The organism is Oxalicibacterium flavum, assembly GCF_014635065.1.
In the GTDB taxonomy this organism is placed as follows: Bacteria; Pseudomonadota; Gammaproteobacteria; order Burkholderiales; family Burkholderiaceae_D; genus Oxalicibacterium; species Oxalicibacterium flavum.
Genome location: NZ_BMCG01000003.1, coordinates 1 through 19241, shown reverse-complemented (window position 1 = coordinate 19241; position 19241 = coordinate 1). Strand labels below are relative to the sequence as shown.

The 19241-nt window shown below is 64.1% G+C and carries 18 protein-coding genes; 3 read left to right on the top strand and 15 right to left on the bottom strand.

What is annotated here, in order from left to right; translation table 11 throughout:
• Window positions 1-23: 23 nt before the first annotated feature.
• From IEV38_RS07020 to IEV38_RS06995, 6 genes are all read right to left on the bottom strand, one after another.
• The gene (locus tag IEV38_RS07020) at window positions 24-728 is read right to left on the bottom strand and encodes a transposase (protein ID WP_188395492.1); all 705 of its coding nucleotides are present in this window, start codon (window positions 726-728) and stop codon (window positions 24-26) included.
• A 142-nt stretch (window positions 729-870) separates the two neighbouring features.
• The gene (locus IEV38_RS07015) at window positions 871-2382 is read right to left on the bottom strand and encodes an HDOD domain-containing protein (RefSeq protein ID WP_188395491.1); all 1512 of its coding nucleotides are present in this window, start codon (window positions 2380-2382) and stop codon (window positions 871-873) included.
• Between the two features lie 16 nt (window positions 2383-2398).
• Entirely contained in the window at window positions 2399-4081 is a 1683-nt protein-coding gene (locus tag IEV38_RS07010) for a putative bifunctional diguanylate cyclase/phosphodiesterase (protein WP_229728921.1), read from the bottom strand.
• A gap of 430 nt (window positions 4082-4511) precedes the next feature.
• Window positions 4512-6551 (bottom strand): ligand-gated channel protein, encoded by a 2040-nt coding sequence (locus IEV38_RS07005; RefSeq protein ID WP_188395490.1) that lies wholly within the window; start codon window positions 6549-6551, stop codon window positions 4512-4514.
• Window positions 6552-6691: 140 nt separating this feature from the next.
• Window positions 6692-6928: a hypothetical protein gene (locus IEV38_RS07000; protein WP_188395489.1), complete on the bottom strand. Its 237-nt coding sequence runs from the start codon at window positions 6926-6928 to the stop codon at window positions 6692-6694.
• Between the two features lie 42 nt (window positions 6929-6970).
• Window positions 6971-7147, bottom strand: coding sequence for a hypothetical protein (locus IEV38_RS06995; RefSeq protein ID WP_188395488.1), 177 nt, complete (start codon window positions 7145-7147; stop codon window positions 6971-6973).
• On the opposite strand from IEV38_RS06995, the gene IEV38_RS06990 reads away from it, so the two are divergent.
• The gene (locus tag IEV38_RS06990) at window positions 7140-7868 is read left to right on the top strand and encodes a response regulator (protein WP_188395487.1); all 729 of its coding nucleotides are present in this window, start codon (window positions 7140-7142) and stop codon (window positions 7866-7868) included. The genes IEV38_RS06995 and IEV38_RS06990 overlap by 8 nt on opposite strands.
• Window positions 7865-9181 (top strand): ATP-binding protein, encoded by a 1317-nt coding sequence (locus IEV38_RS06985; RefSeq protein WP_229728920.1) that lies wholly within the window; start codon window positions 7865-7867, stop codon window positions 9179-9181. The genes IEV38_RS06990 and IEV38_RS06985 overlap by 4 nt, the downstream gene beginning before the upstream one ends.
• Window positions 9182-9190: 9 nt before the next feature.
• Here IEV38_RS06985 and prpE read toward each other — a convergent pair whose 3' ends face one another.
• Genes prpE through IEV38_RS06945 form a run of 8 tightly spaced genes read right to left on the bottom strand, consistent with a single transcriptional unit; the run spans window position 9191 to window position 17100 of the window.
• Complete coding sequence (prpE, locus tag IEV38_RS06980) at window positions 9191-11050, bottom strand: propionate--CoA ligase (protein ID WP_188395486.1); 1860 nt, start codon at window positions 11048-11050, stop codon at window positions 9191-9193.
• A gap of 48 nt (window positions 11051-11098) precedes the next feature.
• Complete coding sequence (locus IEV38_RS06975; RefSeq protein WP_188395485.1) at window positions 11099-12376, bottom strand: MSMEG_0569 family flavin-dependent oxidoreductase; 1278 nt, start codon at window positions 12374-12376, stop codon at window positions 11099-11101.
• Window positions 12377-12406: 30 nt separating this feature from the next.
• Complete coding sequence (locus IEV38_RS06970) at window positions 12407-12694, bottom strand: MSMEG_0570 family nitrogen starvation response protein (protein WP_188395484.1); 288 nt, start codon at window positions 12692-12694, stop codon at window positions 12407-12409.
• An 11-nt stretch (window positions 12695-12705) separates the two neighbouring features.
• A complete protein-coding gene (locus IEV38_RS06965; protein WP_188395483.1) occupies window positions 12706-13818 on the bottom strand; it encodes a sll0787 family AIR synthase-like protein in 1113 nt (370 codons plus the stop codon).
• Window positions 13815-14396 (bottom strand): MSMEG_0567/Sll0786 family nitrogen starvation N-acetyltransferase, encoded by a 582-nt coding sequence (locus tag IEV38_RS06960; RefSeq protein WP_188395482.1) that lies wholly within the window; start codon window positions 14394-14396, stop codon window positions 13815-13817. Before IEV38_RS06960 ends, IEV38_RS06965 begins: the two co-directional genes overlap by 4 nt.
• Window positions 14393-15472: an MSMEG_0568 family radical SAM protein gene (locus IEV38_RS06955; protein WP_229728974.1), complete on the bottom strand. Its 1080-nt coding sequence runs from the start codon at window positions 15470-15472 to the stop codon at window positions 14393-14395. The genes IEV38_RS06960 and IEV38_RS06955 overlap by 4 nt, the downstream gene beginning before the upstream one ends.
• Before the next feature lie 46 nt (window positions 15473-15518).
• Window positions 15519-16583: a Nit6803 family nitrilase gene (locus IEV38_RS06950; protein ID WP_188396079.1), complete on the bottom strand. Its 1065-nt coding sequence runs from the start codon at window positions 16581-16583 to the stop codon at window positions 15519-15521.
• A gap of 34 nt (window positions 16584-16617) precedes the next feature.
• Window positions 16618-17100, bottom strand: coding sequence for an MSMEG_0572/Sll0783 family nitrogen starvation response protein (locus IEV38_RS06945; RefSeq protein ID WP_188395480.1), 483 nt, complete (start codon window positions 17098-17100; stop codon window positions 16618-16620).
• Window positions 17101-17546: 446 nt separating this feature from the next.
• On the opposite strand from IEV38_RS06945, the gene IEV38_RS06940 reads away from it, so the two are divergent.
• Window positions 17547-18941, top strand: coding sequence for an aminotransferase-like domain-containing protein (locus IEV38_RS06940; protein ID WP_188395479.1), 1395 nt, complete (start codon window positions 17547-17549; stop codon window positions 18939-18941).
• 36 nt (window positions 18942-18977) lie between these two features.
• Here IEV38_RS06940 and IEV38_RS06935 read toward each other — a convergent pair.
• Window positions 18978-19241, bottom strand: a 264-nt coding sequence (locus tag IEV38_RS06935; protein WP_188395478.1) for a 4Fe-4S dicluster domain-containing protein, incomplete at its 5' end; no start/stop codon positions are given.

The following is a 19241-nucleotide window of genomic DNA, read 5'->3' as shown; positions in this document are numbered from 1 at the left end:
CGTCCATTTGATAACCATTCTTATTAGAGGGATTTCACGAGCGTCTCACGCGCGGGTCGTCCGCGGCGGGATGGCTGAACGCGTCGTTTGACCTGCTTTTGGAGGCCGTCCTTGAACTGATCCGAGCCCAATGCCCATCCTTTCAGCGTGGTTTCGCTGAGCAGGCGGACTTCCTTCTCGTCTAGGCCGTCGTCGATCAGTTTCTTGTAGGCGGCCTCGCGCGCAAACAGCGTGTTGCCGAGCGCCCAGTACATGGTGTGATCGGTGACCAGCGGATCCGGTTTTGCACCAACATGGTGCTGATAACTGGACCACGGATAATCGCCCGCATGGGCCACCAGACCGGCCCGCACCGGGTTCAGATCGATGTACCGGCTGCACAACATCAGGTAACGTTCGGCATCCAGCACCGCTGCCCTGTATCTTCCCTGCCACAAGGTGCCACTGCGATGGTATTTCTGGTTGAAGTACGGCACGTAATGACGTCCGACCCATTGCATCATGCGTGCCAGCCCCTGCTCGTCGCTCGGCGTGACCAGCAGATGCAGATGGTTGGGCATCAGCACGTAGGCGTGGATCGCCACCTTGAACTGGCGCGCACCAACGCGCAGGCAGTCGAGGAAGAACAGGTGATCGGCCGTCTCGTGGAAGATCACCTGCTGGTCGACGCCACGCTGGATCACGTGATGCGGCTGATGCGGAACGACGAGTCGGGGAAGCCGGGCCATGGGAAAGAAAAAGAAAGAAGCCGGAGTCGTCGATGATAACGACTCCGGCTTCCCTTGTGTTGCGTGCCGGCGGGTTGGCGTGCAATGAGGTCACATGCAGCCGGTGCGCCTTGGCGTCACGGCCTGGATGCAACCGGCAATGTCAATGCATGGCGCGCCCCCAGGCCGGGTCCATCTGGCAGCGGTGCTCGATCGCCTTGACCACGATCGCGCGCAGATCGTCGAGCAGCGTCACTTCGCCGGACGCGATGCCGGCCTGGGAAGGCGCAGCCTGCCAGTCGCCATAAATGAAACCGACCGGATGGAAATTCAGCATCAACGGCAGGATCACGAAGCTGCGCGAGGCACCCAGCTCCTCGCGCCACCAACGCGGCAGCTTGCTGGTAAAACCGGCCGCCTGCGCATCTTCGACATAAACCATCTTGTTGTTGGCCAGCGCGGCATGGAACACGTCCGGCTGATAGGCATCGCTGAACGACAGGCGCGGCAGCAGCTCCTCCATGCATTCGCCGAAGCACATCTGCGCCATGTATTTGCCGGCCTCCTGATTGCGCAGGAAGGCGACCGCGCGGCCCAGGCCGAGCCCCTTGTATACGGTTTCCAGCGCCACCGTCATCAACTGGCCGGTGCTCGCGCTGATCAGATCACTGCGCAGATCGCTGACACCGCGCTTGAGGATGTCGATCGAATCCTCGGGCTTGCCCAGGGGCAGCGCCAGTTGCTGATCGGCTTCGCCGTCCGGCTGGCTGCCACGCGCGACCGTTCTTTCTTCCTGCGACAGCTGGTGCGCCGACTCGACCGCCGACAGCAGCACCGCCGCGTCGAGCCCGAGCATGCCGGCATAATTTTCCGCAATGCCCGCCAGATCGGCGACCGAGGCGTTCTTTTCCTCGCACAGCACGGTGGCGCACTGGGTGGCCATGGTGGAAACCGCCGCCAGCCAGTCCGCATGTTCGAGCGGCTCGCTGTCATCCTCCATGGCATGCGGCTGCACTTCCTTGAGACTGGCCACCAGTTCGCCCGGCAAACCCCAGCGCCGCGCCACCAGACGGCCGATCTCGTCGAGCGGCAAGCCCAGCATTTCGGCGGCGGCAGCGTTCTCCGTGACACCGCGCTCGGCGGCAATCAGTTGGATCTGCGACCAGTATTCGGGAAGATAGAACGACACCATCAGGCGTCCCAGCGAATGCAGGATGGAACAGACCACCGCTTCCTCGGTATCGCGGCGCGGCGACGACGACGCCACCTGGCGCGCGATCTGGCCCGCCAGCACCGCCTTTTCCATTTCACTGCGCGTGGTCGCGGTGCCCTGCGAGGCGACCGACAGGCCATCGATCAGCTTGAGGCCGAGCGCGAGGTGGCCGATGGTTTCGGTACCCAGCACGATGACGGCCTTGGACACGGTGTTGATGCTCTGGCCGAATACCGAATACATGGCGCTGTTGGCCAGCCGCAGCACGCGCTGCGTCAAGGTCGGGTCGGACAGCACTGTGCGCGTCATGCTAAATTCGCGATCGTCATCGCCCTGCATGGCGCTGACGATGGCACTGACGACACGGGAAAAACCGGGCAGATCGCCGCGTTGGCGAATGCGGCTCATCAACAAGTCCAGCGTCTTGTCTGGCGTGAGCGGCGGATGGTCTTGCTTCGTCATGAATCTGTGTTGCGGATCAATTGTGTAACGCGGGTGCGTCGGCCTGCAGCACCTCGATGACGGCATTGGGCAGCATCGGACGGCCGGTATGGAACCCCTGGATCAGGGTACAGCCCTGCGCCGCCAGGAACGCCAGCTGGCGCTCGTCCTCCACGCCTTCGGCAACCGTCAGCAGGCTCAGATGGCTGGCCAGGCTCAACACCACATTGCAGATCGCCGCATCCTTGACCGATTCCGGCAGATCCTTGATGAAGGTCCGGTCGATCTTGAGCGCCGCAATCGGAAAACGCTTCAGGTAGACCAGCGACGAATACCCGGTCCCGAAATCGTCGATCGCGATGCGCACGCCGCGGGCGGCAATTTTAGTCAAAATCTGTTCGGCATGCTCGGGGTCGGACATCAGGATGCCTTCGGTGATCTCCAGCATCAACTGGTTGCCGTTTAGCCCGGACAGCTTGAGCGCATCGTCCACCATTTCGATGAACTGGTCGCTGCGGAACTGGCGCGGACTGACGTTGACCGACACATACAGCTGCCGCCCGGCCGCTTCCTGAAAACGCTTGAGCTGGAAGCACGCCACCTTGAGCGCCCAGGCGCCGAGCAGGTTGATCAGGCCGTTGTCCTCGGCCATCGGAATGAACTGGTTCGGCGGCACCAGCCCGATGTCGGGCCGCATCCAGCGCATCAAGGCCTCGAAACCGACGATGCGCCGCGTTCCCGCATCGACGATCGGCTGGTAATGCAGCAGGAAATCGCCATTGCGCACCGCCTCGAACATCGCCGCTTCCATGGAAACGTCGTGCTCGACCTGATTGAAGATGATCTGGTTATAAATGACGCAACGCGCCTTGCCGGTTTCCTTGGCGCGGTGCAGCGCGGTATCGGCATGCGCCAGCAGCTTGACGTCGGTATCGCCATGCTGCGGATAGACGGCAGCGCCGACCGAAGTGCTGACATACAGCGTGTGGCCTTCGATTTCGAAGGGCAGTTGCATGCACGCGATCATGCGGCGCGCGATGGCCTGGATTTCGGATTCTTCGGTCATGCCGGGAAGTACCGCCGCGAATTCGTCGCCACCGACCCGCGCCAGCGTATCGCCGTCGCGCAACAGCACGCGCAACCGTTCGGCGGCAATCCGCAACAGCGCATCGCCGATCGCATGGCCCAGCGCGTCGTTGACTTTCTTGAATCCGTCCAGGTCCAGCTCGACCACGGTAAAACCGAGCTTGTTGCGCCGTGCGTGGGCAATTGCCATGTGCAGACGGTCGGTCAGCAGAGACCGGTTCGGCAGACCGGTCAGCTCGTCATGCACCGCCATGTGGCGCAGACGCTCCTCGGTCTCGTGCCGCAGCGAGATATCCCTGCCGGTCACCAGCACTTCACCATCGGGAGTATCCGCCGCGATCATTTCCAGTTCGAACCAGACCGGACGCGCCACCAGGCGGACGCTGAATTTCGTGATCAGACGCGTCTGCACGGCTTGGCCGAATGCCGCTTCCATCGCATGACGGTCGGAAGCCCGAACCAGCTCGAACAGACTCTGTCCCCGTTCCGGCGCATCGGGACCGAACAGCTCCGTGGCGCGCTTGCTGATCTGGAGAATGATTCCCTGCGGACTGACCTGGAATGCGATCTCTCCCGCCACTTCCATCAGGCTCAGCAGTCGATTGTCGGGAGATTGGTTAGGCTTGGAAAACATGCTTGAATGGTTCAAAAAAGGTGCAAAAATGACTTTCAAGCATTGACAACTACTCATCTACGCTTGCGCAAGACCGTTAACGGCACGCAAAGGGTAAACAGACGATTTCGAAACGTAAAATTTTGAAAACCGCGTCGTGCAAATCTTAATGCACGGCCATCGAAAACGGTAGAAAAGTTTTGTATGAATAAAGAATCCGATGCTTGCCGGTTACATGGGAAATATTGCACATCAACCTCTTGAAACACTTTATATTTCCACCCGGAATCAATAATTGCCAATTTATCTCCCTTCTCGGGATGGAAGAAGTTCAAATCAAAAAAGAGAGGGAGCACGAGATAGGCCTTTCGATTTTGCTCGTCTGAGCTTAAGCAAAAAGTAAAACGCCGCTGAAACAGCGGCGTTTTACATGGCAAGGCAGGAAAAAAGATCAGAATCCGGCGTTCAGGCTCAGCCAGAAACGGCGACCGTCATACACCGATTCGTACGTCAGGTCGTCCACTCTCTTGTCGAACAAGTTATAGATACCGAAGCCCAGCTTGATATCCTTCGACAACGCATAGTTCAATCCCGCGTCCACGAAGGTAAAGGAAGGCGTACCCTCCACCATCGAAGTACGACTCAGGTAATCCGAGGTCTTGCCGCGGAAGTTCATGCGCCCCCATACGCCCAACGCCTGGTTGGCCTGCCAGTCTGCCGTGGCATTGAGCATGTGCTTGGGCATCTTGTTGAGCGGCTGGCCTCTGAACTGCCCGCTCTTCTGTTCGGAACGTGTATAGGTGTAATTGGCTGCCAGGCGCAGATCGTCATTGACCGACCAGGTAATCGTGGTTTCGACGCCACGCATATTGGCTTCGTCCACGTTCACGCGGTCGCTGATGAATTTGTACGCCGTGCCCTGGATGGCGCAGTTGCCATCGACAATACCCGAGCCCGGCGGATTGGCGCCCGTGTCCGAACAACGGCGCAGCTCGGTGATCTTGTCCTTGAAATCGGTGTTGAAGAACGTCAGGCTGGCATTGAGGTTCTGGCGATTGTTCCAGATCAGGCCTATTTCCTGACTGGTGCTCTTCTCCGGCTTGAGAGCGGGATTGCCGACAATGATGGCCGGATCACCGCCACCACCCGTGATCTGCCCCCAGTCGGCCACGGCCGAGCGCAGGGACGGCGCCTTGAAACCGGTGGAAATGCCGCCTTTCACGCTGAGCATGTCGGTAGCCTTCCATACGCCGTACAGACGCGGCGTCCAGTGCGTGCCGTAATTCTCGTCCTCGTTCATGCGCAAGCCGCCCGTCAGGGAAAAGGTATCGGTCACGCTCCATTCATTCTCGGCAAACAGCGCCCACTGATAACGTTCCAACGTATTGACGGGATTGGCCGTTACAAGTTGGTTGCCGCCATCCACCAGTTTTTCATTCTTGTACGACACACCGAGCGTCGTCAGATGCCTGCCGCCCAGCGGCATGGTGATCTGGCTGTTGAATTCGAGATTCTTCAGTTTGATATCCCGGCCCGGATTGTCGATTTCTTCCTGCTGCACATAGGTATTGGACGTGCCGAAACCCCAACGGCCTACATGCGACAGGCTGTACTGATTCTTGTCGTAGCCATTCTCGGAGAGGGTATTGGGCGTGCAGCGGCCATTTCGGCAGCTCTCCAGCGCCATGCTCCTGCCCGGCCTGGAAATGCGATCCTGCATCGTGCGCCCGAGTTCGAGCACCACATCATGATTCTGATTCGGCGTCAGACTCAACTTGACGGTACCGGAGGTAGTGTCCTGCTTGTTGAAGCCGTTGACGAAGCTGTCTTCGTTGCGGCGCGACTTCTGCCCATACAATTGCAGACCCAGCACATCGTTCTGGATCGGCCCGCCCAGGAAGAAATTGGTCTGGTAGATGTCGCCGGAGCGGCTGTCCTCCTGCTGGGTCGTTTCGAGACGCACCGACCCCGTCCATTTCTTGGGCACCTTGCGGGTAATGATGTTGACCACACCGCCCATGGCATCCGACCCGTACAGCGACGACATCGGACCGCGCACCACCTCGATACGCTCGATGGCCTCGAGCGGCGGCAGCCACCCCTGTTCGATACCGGGGCCATCGCTGTTCGGACGCGTTTCGCGCGAGTTCTGGCGCCGGCCGTCGATCAGCAGCATGGTGTAGCTGGCAGCCATGCCGCGAATACTGATGTCGCTGGAGCTGCCGCCACCGGTGACCACCACGCCCGGCACATCGCGCAGGGCATCGGTAACGTCACGGTATGCCTTCTTTTCCAGCTCTTCACGCGGCACCACAGTAATGGATGCCGGCGCATCCTCGACAGCCTGTTCGAAACCGGATGCGGTAACCACGACTTCCGACAATCTGGCTTCCGCCTCCTGCGCCTGCAGCGTCGGCGACAGCAGCAGTGCGCCGCAGGCCGCGGCCGCCATGACGGCCGGTTTGAATGGCAGTGATCCCGTGTGATTCATTTTTTGTTCTCCCATGATGACGATCGATAAAGGTTCTGCTCGACTGTTCAGTCATGCCTGGCGATTGCTGGGGAGTGCTGAGCGAGCGTGTCGGATGGCAGACGCGGCGTGGCCGCTGCGCTGCCGGAATGCGTAACGGATCAGCGTGCGGCAGCTCCGCTGATCCAGTAGGTGCCGTCACGGCTGCGGGCCTTCCACTGCGACAAAGGCGGGAATACGCCAAAGCCGAGCACGATGCGCTCCACCTTGACCGGTACCGCAGCCACGCGACCGGAGACGTCGGTCACCGTGACAGCCGCCGAAGCGTCCGACGGCGAAGCAAGTCCGAGCGACAGCAGCAGGCAAAGGAGAATGGCGGAGCCGTGAAAAACCTTCATGTCAGAACTTAGATGAAAATGTTGTATTTATTTGATAAATAATCACAGATGATTATTTTTATTGACGTTCATCTCTTGCCTGCCGGAAGCCATGAAACGATAATGAGAATTAATTGTATACATTGGCCCGTCGGCAAATTTGTCAGGATTTGTCCGCGCAACAAAATGAAAAAGCGGCGTATCGCTACGCCGCTCCGTTCCGGAAATCACCATGTTCACCAACACCCATCTCCTGGTGGTCGACGACCATCAGGACATCCGCGATCCGCTGGCCGCCTACCTGCGCCGCCATGGCGCGCGGGTCAGCACCGCGGTTGACGCCGACGTCGCGCGCGCCCTGCTGCTGCAGCAGGCGTTCGACCTGATCGTGCTCGACATCATGCTGCCGGGCGAAAGCGGCCTGTCGCTGTGCAAGCACGTCTATGAGGAAATCGGCACGCCGGTGATCCTGCTGACGGCCATGGCCTCGGCCGCCAACCGCGTGGCGGGACTCGAAACCGGCGCCGACGACTACGTGGTCAAGCCTTTCGATCCAAGCGAACTGGTGGCGCGCATCCGCACCGTGCTGCGCCGCCTGCAGCGCGCCGAGGTCGGCATCGCGCGGCCGACGCTGCCGGTCAAGCGCTACGGCTTCGACAACTGGACGCTCGATCTCGAAAAACGCGAGCTGCTGTCGCCCGCCGGCGAATCGATTCCGCTCAAGACCAGCGAATACCGGCTGCTGCGCGTGCTGGTGGAAAATCCGCACACGGTCTTCACGCGCGACCAGCTGCTCGACATGACGACCGAAGGCTTCACCCACTCCTTCGACCGCAGCATCGACACCCAGGTCAGTCGCCTGCGCAAGAAGCTCGAAAGCGACCCGCGCCGCCCGCACCTGCTCAAGACCGCGTGGGGCAACGGCTACTTCTTCACGTCCGACGTCAAGGTGCTGGCTTGAGGCTGTTCCCGCGCAGCATGGCGGGACAGCTGATCTGCCTGCTCCTGCTGGGGCTGCTGCTGGCGCACGCGATCGGCGTCGCCATGCGGCCGGCGGGCGACAACCTGCATCCGCTGGGGCGCCGCTTCATGCTCGACAGTCTGGCCAGCGCCTATCGCATAGCCACCCTCGCGCCAGACGGTTCGGAAGAATCGTTGCTGGCGACACTGCGACGCGACAACTTCGCGCTTGCGCAGGAACCGCAATCGCGCCTGCCCTTGCGCGCCATGAACGAAGAAGAAAGCCGGCTGGTGAAGGATTTGCAGCAACGCATCGGCGCCACGCCAGAAATCCGGGCCCGGATACGCATCAACGAGGCGCAACAGCCGGGCCATCAGGGACGACTGGAACTGCACGTCTCGATGGCCCTGCCAGACGGCAACTGGATCAACACGCGCGAAGTGACCGGCGAGAAAAGTCCGTGGTGGCGTCCGTTCTGGTTTTCGATCCCGGTCAGCACGCTGCCGGTGCTGGTGATCGTCTTCATCTTCGTGCGGCGCATCCTGCGCCCGATCAAGGCGCTGGCCGATGCGGCCGAACGCGTCAGCCGCGGCGAGCATGTCGGACCGCTGCCGGTAACCGGCCCGCGCGAAGCACGCGAAGTCACCACCGCCTTCAACATCATGCAGGAACGACTGCGCCGCTTCATCGAGGACCGCACGCACATGCTGGCCGCCATCAGCCACGACTTCCGCACGCCGCTGACCTCGCTGCGGCTGCGCACCGAGCTGATCGACGATCCGGAACTGCGCGCGGCGATGCGGCGCTCGCTCGACGACATGAGCGTGATGGCCGAGGAAACGCTGCGCTTCTCGCGCGACGACAGCGTCAACGAGGACACCCAGGAAACGGACCTCGCCGCGCTGCTGCGCGAGGTGGTGGACGACCAGGCGGTACTGCAGCATCGCATCGCGCTGCAGGCGCCGGCGTCGCTGCCCTACCGCTGCCGGCCGCTGGCGATCAAGCGCGCCATCACCAACCTGGTGGACAACGCGGTGCGCTACGGCGAGCACGTGCGCATCGACCTGGGCCGCGACGAACAGGGGCAGATCGTCATCGCGCTGCGCGACGACGGTCCCGGCATTCCGCCGGAGCGGATTGCCGATGCGTTCGAGCCCTTCGTGCGGCTCGACCCGGCGCGCAACCGCGACAACGGCGGCACCGGTCTCGGTCTGACGACCGCGCGCTCCTGCGTGGAAGCGCACGGCGGCAGCCTGACGCTGGCCAATCATGCGCAAGGCGGACTGACGGCAACCATCGTGCTGCCGGCCTGATAGCGGGATTCACGCCGCCAGACGATTGATCTCCGCTGCCAGCAGCGGCGCCTGCACCTCGTTGACCGCGCCCTGCATCATGCGGCGCAGCACCTTGCCCGACCGAGTGCGCGGCAGGGCATCGACGAACACGATACTTCTGGGACGGGCCAGCGCGCCGAGCTGCCGCCCCACGGCGCGGATCAGTTCGGCTTCCAGCGCCGCACGCGCGTCAGCATCGTCCGCCGATGCGCCGCACACCACGAAGGCCAGCGGCACCTGTCCGCGCAAGTCGTTGGGTACACCGATCACGGCCGCTTCCGCGACATGCGGATGCGCGAGCAGCACTTCCTCGATCTCGCGCGTGCCGAGACGGCGGCCGGCGATCAGAATGATGTCGTCGCTGCGGCCGAGCACGCGGATGTAGCCATCGGCGTCGGCCACGCCGTAGTCGAAGGTCGCATAGCGCCAGCGGCCCTCGTGGCCGCTCCAGTAGCTGCGCATGAAATCCGCGTTGTTCTCCCACAGCGTGTGCAGGCAGCCCGGCGGCAGCGGGCCGTCGGCCACCAGCAGGCCGCGCTCGCCGGGACGGCATGGCGCGCCGTCCCGATCGACCACCTTGAAATCGAAGCCAAACGCCGGCAGTCCGGGCGAGCCGGTCTTGCGCGGCAGGCCGGCGACGTCCTCGCGCGGCAGCGCCAGCATCGGCGAACCCGATTCGGTCTGCCAGTAATGATCGATGACCGGCTTGCCGAGCACCTGTTCGGCCCAGCGCGCGGTCGGTTCGTCGAGCGGCTCGCCGGCGAGGAACAGCGCCTTCAGCGAGGACAGGTCGGCCTGTTGCGCAAAGCGGCCGCCATGGCGTTTGAGCAGGCGGATCGCGGTCGGTGCGGTCAGCATCAGATCGACGCGATGCCGCTCCACCAGCCGCCACCAGTGACCGCTGTCGGGCCGGGTCGGCGCGCCCTCCACCATCAGCGTGGTCATGCCCATGATGAGCGGACCATAGACGCCGTAGCTGTGGCCGACCACCCAGCCGATGTCGGAAGTCGTGAACATCGTGTCGCCGGCGCGCGCGCCGAAGATCAGCGCCATCGAGGTCGCCAGCGCCACCGCGTGACCGCCGACGTCGCGCTGCACGCCCTTGGGCCGGCCGGTGGTGCCGGACGTGTAGAGAATGTAGGACGGTTCGCTGGATTCGAGCCAGGCACACGCGACCCTGGCGTCGGCATGCTCGGCGGCCAGTACGTGATAGAGGCAATCGCGCTGCGGCATCATCGCGAACGGCTGCAGGCCGCGGTCGATCATCAGCACGTGCGCGGGACGATGACCCGCCAGCGCCAGCGCTTCGTCGAGCAGCGGCTTGTAGGCGATGCGGCGGCCGTTCTGGAAACCGGCGTCGGCGCCGATCACGAGCACCGGCCGCGCGTCGTCGATGCGCGTCGCCAGACTGGCCGCCGCAAAGCCGCCGAACACCACCGAATGAATCGCGCCCAGACGCGCGCAGGCCAGCATCGCGCAGGCCGCCTCGGCGATCATCGGCAGGTAGATCAGCACGCGCTCGCCGCGCCGCACGCCGAGCGACTGCAGCACGGCGGCCATGCGATTGACCTCGCGGTGCAGTTCCAGATAGCTGTAGCGCCGCGTCTCGCCGGTTTCGCTGCAGACGTTGATCAGCGCGGCCTGCGTGCCGCGCTCGGTCAGATGGCGGTCGAGCGCGTTGTAGCAAAGGTTGGTGGTGCCGCCGACGAACCAGCGCGCAAACGGCGCATGCGAATGGTCGAGCACGCGCGCGAACGGCGTGCGCCATTCGATGCGGCGCGCCTGCTCGGCCCAGAACTGTTCGGGCTGATGCAGCGCCTGTGCAAGCAGGGTCCGATGCGCATCCATGATTCACTCCCTCCTGTCGTCACAACGTTCAGCGAATCGCCTGCCGGATCACGCCGCCTGCCGCATGAGGGCGGCATGACGGGCTTCGATGTGTTCGAGCAGGTGCTGCGCATCGCGCGCCACGCCCGAGAAGCGGCCCGAGCCCCAGGTGTACTGCCACGGCAGGCCGAGGAAGTAGAGACCGGGAACCGCGGTGACGCCACGCTCGTGGCCCGGATAGCCGCGGTCGTCGAAGATGTCTTCCCTGATCCACGAGAAATCGGTGCGGAAACCGATGCACCAGATCACCACCGCGATTCTCGACAGGTCGAGACTGGCTGCGATATCGGCCGGCGGTTCCCACAAGGGCACATAGCGCGCCTCGGCCGGCGCATCGATGCCGTTTTCCGCGATGTATCTGTCGATGCTGTCCTTGATCTTTTCCGATGTCGCATCGGCACCGTCGAGGTTGGCCTTGAGATCGTCGCCGAACTGCGCCACGCCATCCTGGATATCGTTGAAACGACCGTAGAGCTGCATGCCCTCGAGCGCGAACTTGCGCAGGTCGATGTCGCGCCCGCCGTCGCGACCGGTCACGTAGTGGTTGGTCTTTTCGCGCACGCCGGTGCCGAGCGGATGCCTGTCAACCGGCAGGTCGTAGTACTTCATGTGATCGAGCCATTCGACCACGTCCTTGCCGCGGTAGCAGCGCGCCACGCGCGGTGCATCGCCGACGCACAGGTGCACCTTGCGCCCGACCAGATGCAGGTCTTCCGCGATCTGGCAGCCGGACTGGCCGGTACCGACGACCAGCACCTCGCCTTCCGGCAGCGACTGCGGATTCAGGTAGTCGGCCGAATGGATCTGCGTGACGTGGGCCGGCATGCGGGACGCGGCGTGCGGCATGATCGGCAGGTGGTAGCCACCGACCGCGCTGACGACCTGGTCCGCCGTCAGCGTGCCGCGCGAGGTCTCGACCACGAAGCGCCCATCGTCGTCGCGGCACACCTTGAGCACCGCCACGCCCTCGGCTGCCGGCGGGTTGAAGCTGGCGATGTAGCCGTCCATGAATTCGACGATCTCGTCCTTGACCATGAAGCCGTAGGGATCGGCGCCGGTGTAGCGGTAGCCGGGCAGGTTGCACTGCCAGTTCGGCGTGACGAGGCAGAAGCTGTCCCAGCGCTCATTGCGCCAGGCGTGGCCGAGCACGTTCTTTTCGAGGATCAGGTGGCTGATGCCCTTTTCCTTGAGCAGATAGCTCATCGACAGGCCGGCCTGGCCGCCGCCGACGATGAGGACGCCGTAGTGACCCTCGAGCGATGGGTTGGTGGAAAGGGATGCATGCATGATGGACTCCGGTGATTCAGACAGGGTTGTTCAGGATGTGATGGATTCGACGACGACGCGCGCATCGGCCACGCCGCGGAAACGTTCGGCGGTTGTCTCGATCTGCGCGAGCTGGTCCATCGCCGAACTGCACATATAGCCGTACTTCATGCGCACGCGGTCGCTGGCCTTGTGCAGCGCAGTGCGACTGACGGCGACGAACTCGTCCAGCGGATAGCTCTTTCCCGCTTCGAGGAATTCGGTGATCGTCGAGGATGGCGAATAGCACTTGCTGGTGCTGTCGTCCGGCCAGCGGACGTGGAAATGCATGGCGGGCATGATGTTCTCCGTCAGGGTTGCGCAGGGGATGGCACGGACGCGGGCAGCCGCGCGTGGTCATCGTGTTCGTCGTATTTTTCGCGGTGCCCGTTGCGGCAGCCGTTGCTGGCGTGCCGTGCCACGGCTCCGGCGGGACCGCAGCCGATCAGCGCCTCGTCGCGAAAATCCCACAACGTCGCGCATTCGTCGCCGCGCGCGAGCCGCACGACGCGCGAATCGTCGCAGCGACCGATCGCGGCGCAGGCAATCTCGCGTGCCGCAAAGCGCGCACGCACCGCGTCGAGATCGTCGTCCGCCACGCTCAGCAGGTAACCGTAGCTCGGAAAGGCCTGCAGCCAGCATTGCAGCGGCACGCCCGGCGGGCGCGGGATGGCGTCCGGAAAGATGGTCGCGCCCAGTCCCGAGCATTCGAGCAGCATCAGCGCCGTGCCGAGCGCGCCGGCCATGCTGATGTCCTTGGCCGCACGCGCCAGGCCGTCTTCGGCGATCGCCGGCAGCAGCTCGAGATCGGCGCGCAGGCGCGCGGCCGGCGTACCGGTGCTGGCATCCCAATACGCATGCGGTTCATGGAAACGGCCGCGCAGGTCGATCGCCGCCACCAGGTGCTCGCCGGGCTTGGCGTCGAAACTCGTCAGGAGCCTATTGGCGCGGCCGAGTATGGCGACCGACAGCTGCTCGCGGTCGTTGCGGCGATTGCTGTGGCCGCCGACGATAGGCACGCCATAGACGCGCGAAGCTTCGGCCATGCCGGCCAGCACCGGCTTTGCGGCGTCGCCGTCGCGGCTCCACAGCGCATCGACCACCGCGATCGGCCGTCCGCCCATCGCATGGATGTCGCTGACGTTGACCATCACGCCGCAGTAGCCGGCAAACCACGGTTCCTTCTCGACGAATTCGTTGACGAAGCCCTCGATCGCGAACAGCAGCCAGCCGTCGCCGTCGGGAATCGCGGCGCAGTCGTCGCCGAGCGGGATCGGCTGGCCGCCGGCCGCCAGCGGATGCGTGCCGAGCGCCTGCATCACGGCATCGATGTCGCGCTTGTGCGCCACGCCGCGCGCGCCGCGCACCTGTTGGCACAGGCTTGCCAGCGTGACCGCGGCATCGATTGCCGGTTGCGCGTTCATGCCGCCTCCGCCTCGCGTCGGTTGAACAGGACGAAGCCGGTCTCGCCGTCGTGGATCGGCGGGTAATGCGCGAGGTCGGCCTGCATCAGGTGATGCGGACGGCCGTGGATATCCATCTGCTGCAGCGAATGCCAGTGCAGGCGTTCGAACAGTGGCACGTTCTGCGCCTGCACCTGCGCGAGGAAGGTATGGCAGCCGCGCGCGTTGGCGGTACAGACGGCCAGCCTGATAAGGCCGCTGCCGACCGAGCCGATGCGCCGCGCATGGCGCGCCACCGCCAGCCGCGAGCCGTACCACAGGCCCGGTTCCGGCTGGTGGATGCGCACGGTGCCGACCACCTCGTCGCCCGCCGGCGATTGCAGCAGCGCGGCGATGGGCGTGGCGATACGGTCCGTGGCGTCGATATCGTCGCCGTCGAAGATGCCCTGCTCGTCGCAGAACACGGCGCGACGGATCGCGCGCGTAGCGTCGATCTCATGCTGCGCGGTCGCCAGCTTGATGCGCACGCTGGCATCGCTGCGGCGTACCCTGACCGGCACGGCCACAGCGAAATCGGTCAGTTCGCTGACGCTGCTCATGCCGCGCTCCTTTCGAAGGTGGACAGCGACGAGCACGCGCCGCAGCGGCCGCAGCCGGCCTTGATGTCGGCCGAGCGCAGACCGCCGGCAGCCAGCATGGCGCCCAGCGGCTGCAGCAGCGCGCGCATGAATTCGGGCGTGGGCGACGGATGATCTTCGAGCGGCGTGCCGGCGATCGGCACGAACGGCACGACGAACGGATAGACGCCGATGTCGATCAGCTTGCGGCTAGTTTCCAGAATCGCTTCCGGCGTATCGCCGAGGCCGGCGAGGATGTAGGTGCTGACCTGGCCGCGGCCGAAGACGTCCACCGCTTTTTCGAACGCGTCGAAGTAGCGCTCGACCGGCACCTCGGCCTTGCCCGGCATGATGCGCGCACGCACCGAAGGGGTGACGGCTTCCAGGTGCATGCCGAGCGCATCGATGCCGGCCTCCTTCATGCGGCGGAACCACGCGTCGTCGTTCGGCGGCTCGCACTGCCCCTGGATCGGCAGATCGACCGCGCTCTTCACGGCGAACGCGCTTTCGCACAGCATGGCTGCGCCGCGGTCGGTCGCGTTCGGCGTGCCGGTGGTCATCACCATGTGCCTGACGCCATCCAGCAGTACGGCGGCGCGCGCCACCTCGGCAAGCTGCTCGGGCGTCTTGCGCAGGATGGTGCGCTTTGCCGCCAGCGACTGGCCGATCGCGCAGAACTGGCAGGACTTGCGGCGGCTCTCGTAACGGATGCAGCTTTGCAGGATGGTGGTCGCCAGCACGTCGGCGCCGTGCAGCGTGGCGATCTGCGAATACGGCACGCCGTCCATGGTCTGCATTCCGTAGAAGCGCGGCTGCTTCGGAAAAGAGATCACGCCGACCGGGAAGCCGTTGCGCGTGACGGTGCTGCGGCCGCTGTCGTCGAGCGGCGCGGCGACGTACGGCGACGACCACGAGCTCGCGGTGTGCACCGGAATCATCACGGTATGGCCGTTGACGGTGACCGCCTTGTGATCGGATGGCCCGGCACCGCCGCGGCGGCTGGCCGCGCCTTCGGTCGGGTCGATCAGGCGCAGGCCGACCGATTGCAGTTCGGTGATCAGTTGTTGATCCGGCTTCGGATCGGTCTTCAGGTCAGGCTTCAGACTAGGCTTCGATAACGTTTGCATGCGTGGTCCTCGTGCTGGCGGGCGATTCGTTGACGGGCGATGGGAAAGCTGCGGGTGCCGACTTGTGTTGCGTCGCGGGCGTTGCGGCGGACGTACCGCTCTGCGGGAACAGCGCGCTCATCGGCGCCGTCGGACGGTCGTCGATGACCAGGCTCAACAGCTCGGGCCGCGCGTAATGGCCGACCGAATCCATCATGCGCTTGCGCTTGGTCACCAGCGCCATGTCGAGATCGGCGATCAGGATGCCCTCGCCGCTGCGCAGCGGTTCGGCCAGCAGATTGCCTTCCGGCGAGACGATGGCCGTGCAGCAGCCGCCGCGCAGCACCTTCTGCAGTTTGGGATCGGTGGTGATACCGTCGATCTGCTCGTCGGTCAGCCAGCCGGTGGCGTTGACGACGAAGCAGCCGGATTCCAGCGCGTGGTGGCGGATCGTCACTTCCATCTGGTCGGCGAAGATCTGGCCGACCATCGAGCCGGGGAACTGCGCGCAGTGGATTTCCTCGTGCTGCGCCATCAGCGCGTAGCGCGCCAGCGGGTTGTAGTGTTCCCAGCAGGCCAGCGCGCCGAGACGGCCGACGGCGGTGTCCACCACTTTCAGGCCGCTGCCGTCGCCCTGGCCCCAGATCATGCGTTCGTGATAGGTCGGCGTGATCTTGCGGCGCTTCAATACCAGCTCGCCGTCGGCGTCGAATACCAGCTGCGTGTTATAGAGTGAGCCGTGATCGCGCTCGTTGACGCCGAGGACGACGACCACGCCGTGCGCGCGTGCCGCGGCCGAGACCGCATCCGTTACCGGTCCCGGCACGACGACGGCGCGTTCATACAGCGTCAGGTGTTCGGGACCGGCGGCAAAGGGTGGACGAATGAACGAGAAGTACGGATAGTAGGGAACGAAGGTTTCGGGAAAGACCACCAGTTCCGCGCCCTGCTTCGCGGCGTTCTCGATCGCCTCGCAGACCTTCGCCACGGTGCCGTCGGCGCTGTCGAGGTCCGGCGCGATCTGCACCGCCGCCGCGCGTATCTTTCTGTTTGCTGTCGTCATCATGTGCCCCTTGCTGTCGGTGTAACGCGTGTGTTCAAACGGTCCAGGTGTCGATGACCACGGCGTTGTCGCGCAGGTGCAGCAGCTTCAGGTCCAGCACGTCGAGCGGGCTGATCGGACGGATGCCCGGAATCAGCGACGGTTCGCCGTGGCCGTACAGCGCCTGCAGCGCGAAGCGGCATGCATAGACCTTGCCGCCTTCGTTCATGAACTTGGTGATCTGGTTGTTGAAGTTCTGATGGCCGGGGAAGGCTTCGTCGCCCAGCGTCGGAAAGCCGCGCTGCACGCCGAGCGTGACGCCGGGGCCGTACAGCAGCACCGAGGTCTCGTAGCCCTTGCGCTGCAGGCGCGTGGCCTGCAGCAGATTGACGAAGCCGATCGATCCTTCGAAGGCGACGGTATGGAAAGTCACCAGCGCCTTCTCGCCCGGCCTGGCCTTCACGTCCTCGAACACCTTCTCTTCGTAATCGACAAAAAAATCGCCCTTGGCGTGCGCTGCTTTGGTCACTGCTGGCATGGTGATGGCCCCTTGAAAGTGGATTGAATGGAGTCGGCCGTGCAATCTGCATGGCACCCGGACCCGCTGTCCGGACGCCGGCAATGAATGCATCAGGCATGCCAGTCAATCGTCGTCATACGCAAGATTGAATGCATGAAAATCCATGCAATCGCGTCAATGGCATGCATCGCGATCATGGCTTCATAGGGGAAAAGGCGAGGCGCGATTTCCGCGGTGAATGGATGGAAAACGCGCATCCATACAATCGCTCCAATCAATTCGCATGACGCCGGGAAACGCGTGCACTTCGACGGCACGCGTCACGCGCCTCAAAAGCGTGCAATCGCGAGCGAAGAATGATTTCCGATGGTGCATTCGCCGGCACGAAACCGCATCGGCGGCATGAAATTGAATGGAACGGAATATGCATACATTCCGCAGGACTCATTTCAGGAATGCCTGCCATGCCCAAACATGCCCACATCTGGACGCCCAAGCTGAAGAAGAGCAGCGGACCGCTCTATCTGGCGATCGCCAATGCGATTGCCGAGGACATCGCGATCGGCCAGCTTGCCGCCGAGCAGCGCCTGCCGCCGCAGCGCAAGCTGGCCGATGCGCTCGGCATCGACTTCACCACCGTCGCGCGCGCCTATGCGGAAGCGCACAAGCGCGGCCTCGTCGATTCGGTGGTCGGGCGCGGCACCTTCGTCTGCGGCAAGCGCCGGCCGCGCATCCCGCGCGTGTTCGAAGGCCGGCCGAATGTCGATATGTCGATGAACATGGCGCCCGAGCCCGACGATCCCGAACTGCTGGCGCTGATGCAGAGCGGCCACAGCGAAGTCGGCCAGCGCATGCGCGACCTGCTGCGCTATCAGAACTTCGGCGGCTCGCACGAGGATCGCGAGGCCGGCGCGCTGTGGCTGCGGCGGCGCGGACTGGTGGTCGAACCGGAACGGCTGCTGGTGGTGCCGGGTGCGCAGTGCGGCCTGCTGGCGATTCTGACCATGCTGGCGCCAGCCGGCTCCGTCATCTGCTGCGAGGAACTGACCTATCCGGGCCTGCGTGCGCTGGCCGGGCTGCTCGGCATCAAGCTGGTCGGGCTGCCGATGGATGCCGAGGGCATCGACGCCGTCGCCTTTGCCGGCGCCTGCGCGCAATACGGGCCCAAGGCGCTCTACTGCAATCCGACGCTGCTGAACCCGACCACCGCCACCATCTCCGCCGAACGGCGGCAGGCGCTGGCCGAAGTGGCGCGGCATTACGGCGTCGCCATCATCGAGGACGACGCCTACGGCTTCCTGCCGCGCAGCGGCCCGCCCGCGCTCGCCAGCATCGCGCCCGACATCACCTTCTACGTGGCGGGACTGGCGAAATGCGTGGGCGCCGGCCTGCGCGTGGCCTACATGGTCGCGCCCGATACGCAACTGGCAGCGCGCCTGGCATCCGCGCTGCGCGCCACCACCGTGATGGCGTCGCCCGTCACCTCCACGCTCGCCACGCGCTGGATACGCGACGGCACCGCCGACCTGATGCTGGGCGCGATCCGCAAGGAATCGTCGGCGCGGCAGAAACTCGCGGCGCGCATCCTGCCGTCGGGCAGCTACGTCACCAAGCCCGAGGCCTTCCATCTGTGGATCAACCTGCCGCCCTCGTGGGAACAGAAGGCGTTCGCCGCGCACCTGGCCGAATCCGGCGTCGGCGTGGTGCCGAGCGACGCCTTCTGCGTGTCCGGCCCGCCGCCGTCAGCGGTGCGCGTGTGCATAGGCGGCATCGCCAATCGCGACGACATCCGGCACGGGCTGGAGATGATTGCGCAGGCATTGCGCAGCGCGCCGCTGGTGGCGCCGGCGGTGGTGTGAGCTGCAGATACGGATCGCGAGCGGCGTTCTGTAGCTTCACATATTCGGATAATTCGGCCCATTGCCGCCCTCGGGCGTGACCCACACGATGTTCTGCAGCGGATCCTTGATATCGCAGGTCTTGCAATGCACGCAGTTCTGCGCATTGATCTGCAGCCGTTCCTCGTTGGTGTCGGTCTTCACGAACTCATACACTGCCGCCGGGCAGTAGCGCGCCTCCGGACCAGCATAGGTTGCCAGGTTCACCGTCACCGGGATCGTCGGATCCTTCAGTGTCAGGTGGATTGGCTCGTTCTCCGC

Coding starts and splice junctions, on each gene's coding strand:
- IEV38_RS07020 (WP_188395492.1), bottom strand. CDS start 728: ATGGCCCGGCTTCCCCGACTCGTCGTTCCGCATCAGCCGCATCACGTG.
- IEV38_RS07015 (WP_188395491.1), bottom strand. CDS start 2,382: ATGACGAAGCAAGACCATCCGCCGCTCACGCCAGACAAGACGCTGGAC.
- IEV38_RS07010 (WP_229728921.1), bottom strand. CDS start 4,081: ATGTTTTCCAAGCCTAACCAATCTCCCGACAATCGACTGCTGAGCCTG.
- IEV38_RS07005 (WP_188395490.1), bottom strand. CDS start 6,551: ATGAATCACACGGGATCACTGCCATTCAAACCGGCCGTCATGGCGGCC.
- IEV38_RS07000 (WP_188395489.1), bottom strand. CDS start 6,928: ATGAAGGTTTTTCACGGCTCCGCCATTCTCCTTTGCCTGCTGCTGTCG.
- IEV38_RS06990 (WP_188395487.1), top strand. CDS start 7,140: ATGTTCACCAACACCCATCTCCTGGTGGTCGACGACCATCAGGACATC.
- prpE (WP_188395486.1), bottom strand. CDS start 11,050: ATGGATGCGCATCGGACCCTGCTTGCACAGGCGCTGCATCAGCCCGAA.
- IEV38_RS06975 (WP_188395485.1), bottom strand. CDS start 12,376: ATGCATGCATCCCTTTCCACCAACCCATCGCTCGAGGGTCACTACGGC.
- IEV38_RS06970 (WP_188395484.1), bottom strand. CDS start 12,694: ATGCCCGCCATGCATTTCCACGTCCGCTGGCCGGACGACAGCACCAGC.
- IEV38_RS06965 (WP_188395483.1), bottom strand. CDS start 13,818: ATGAACGCGCAACCGGCAATCGATGCCGCGGTCACGCTGGCAAGCCTG.
- IEV38_RS06960 (WP_188395482.1), bottom strand. CDS start 14,396: ATGAGCAGCGTCAGCGAACTGACCGATTTCGCTGTGGCCGTGCCGGTC.
- IEV38_RS06950 (WP_188396079.1), bottom strand. CDS start 16,583: ATGACGACAGCAAACAGAAAGATACGCGCGGCGGCGGTGCAGATCGCG.
- IEV38_RS06945 (WP_188395480.1), bottom strand. CDS start 17,100: ATGCCAGCAGTGACCAAAGCAGCGCACGCCAAGGGCGATTTTTTTGTC.
- IEV38_RS06940 (WP_188395479.1), top strand. CDS start 17,547: ATGCCCAAACATGCCCACATCTGGACGCCCAAGCTGAAGAAGAGCAGC.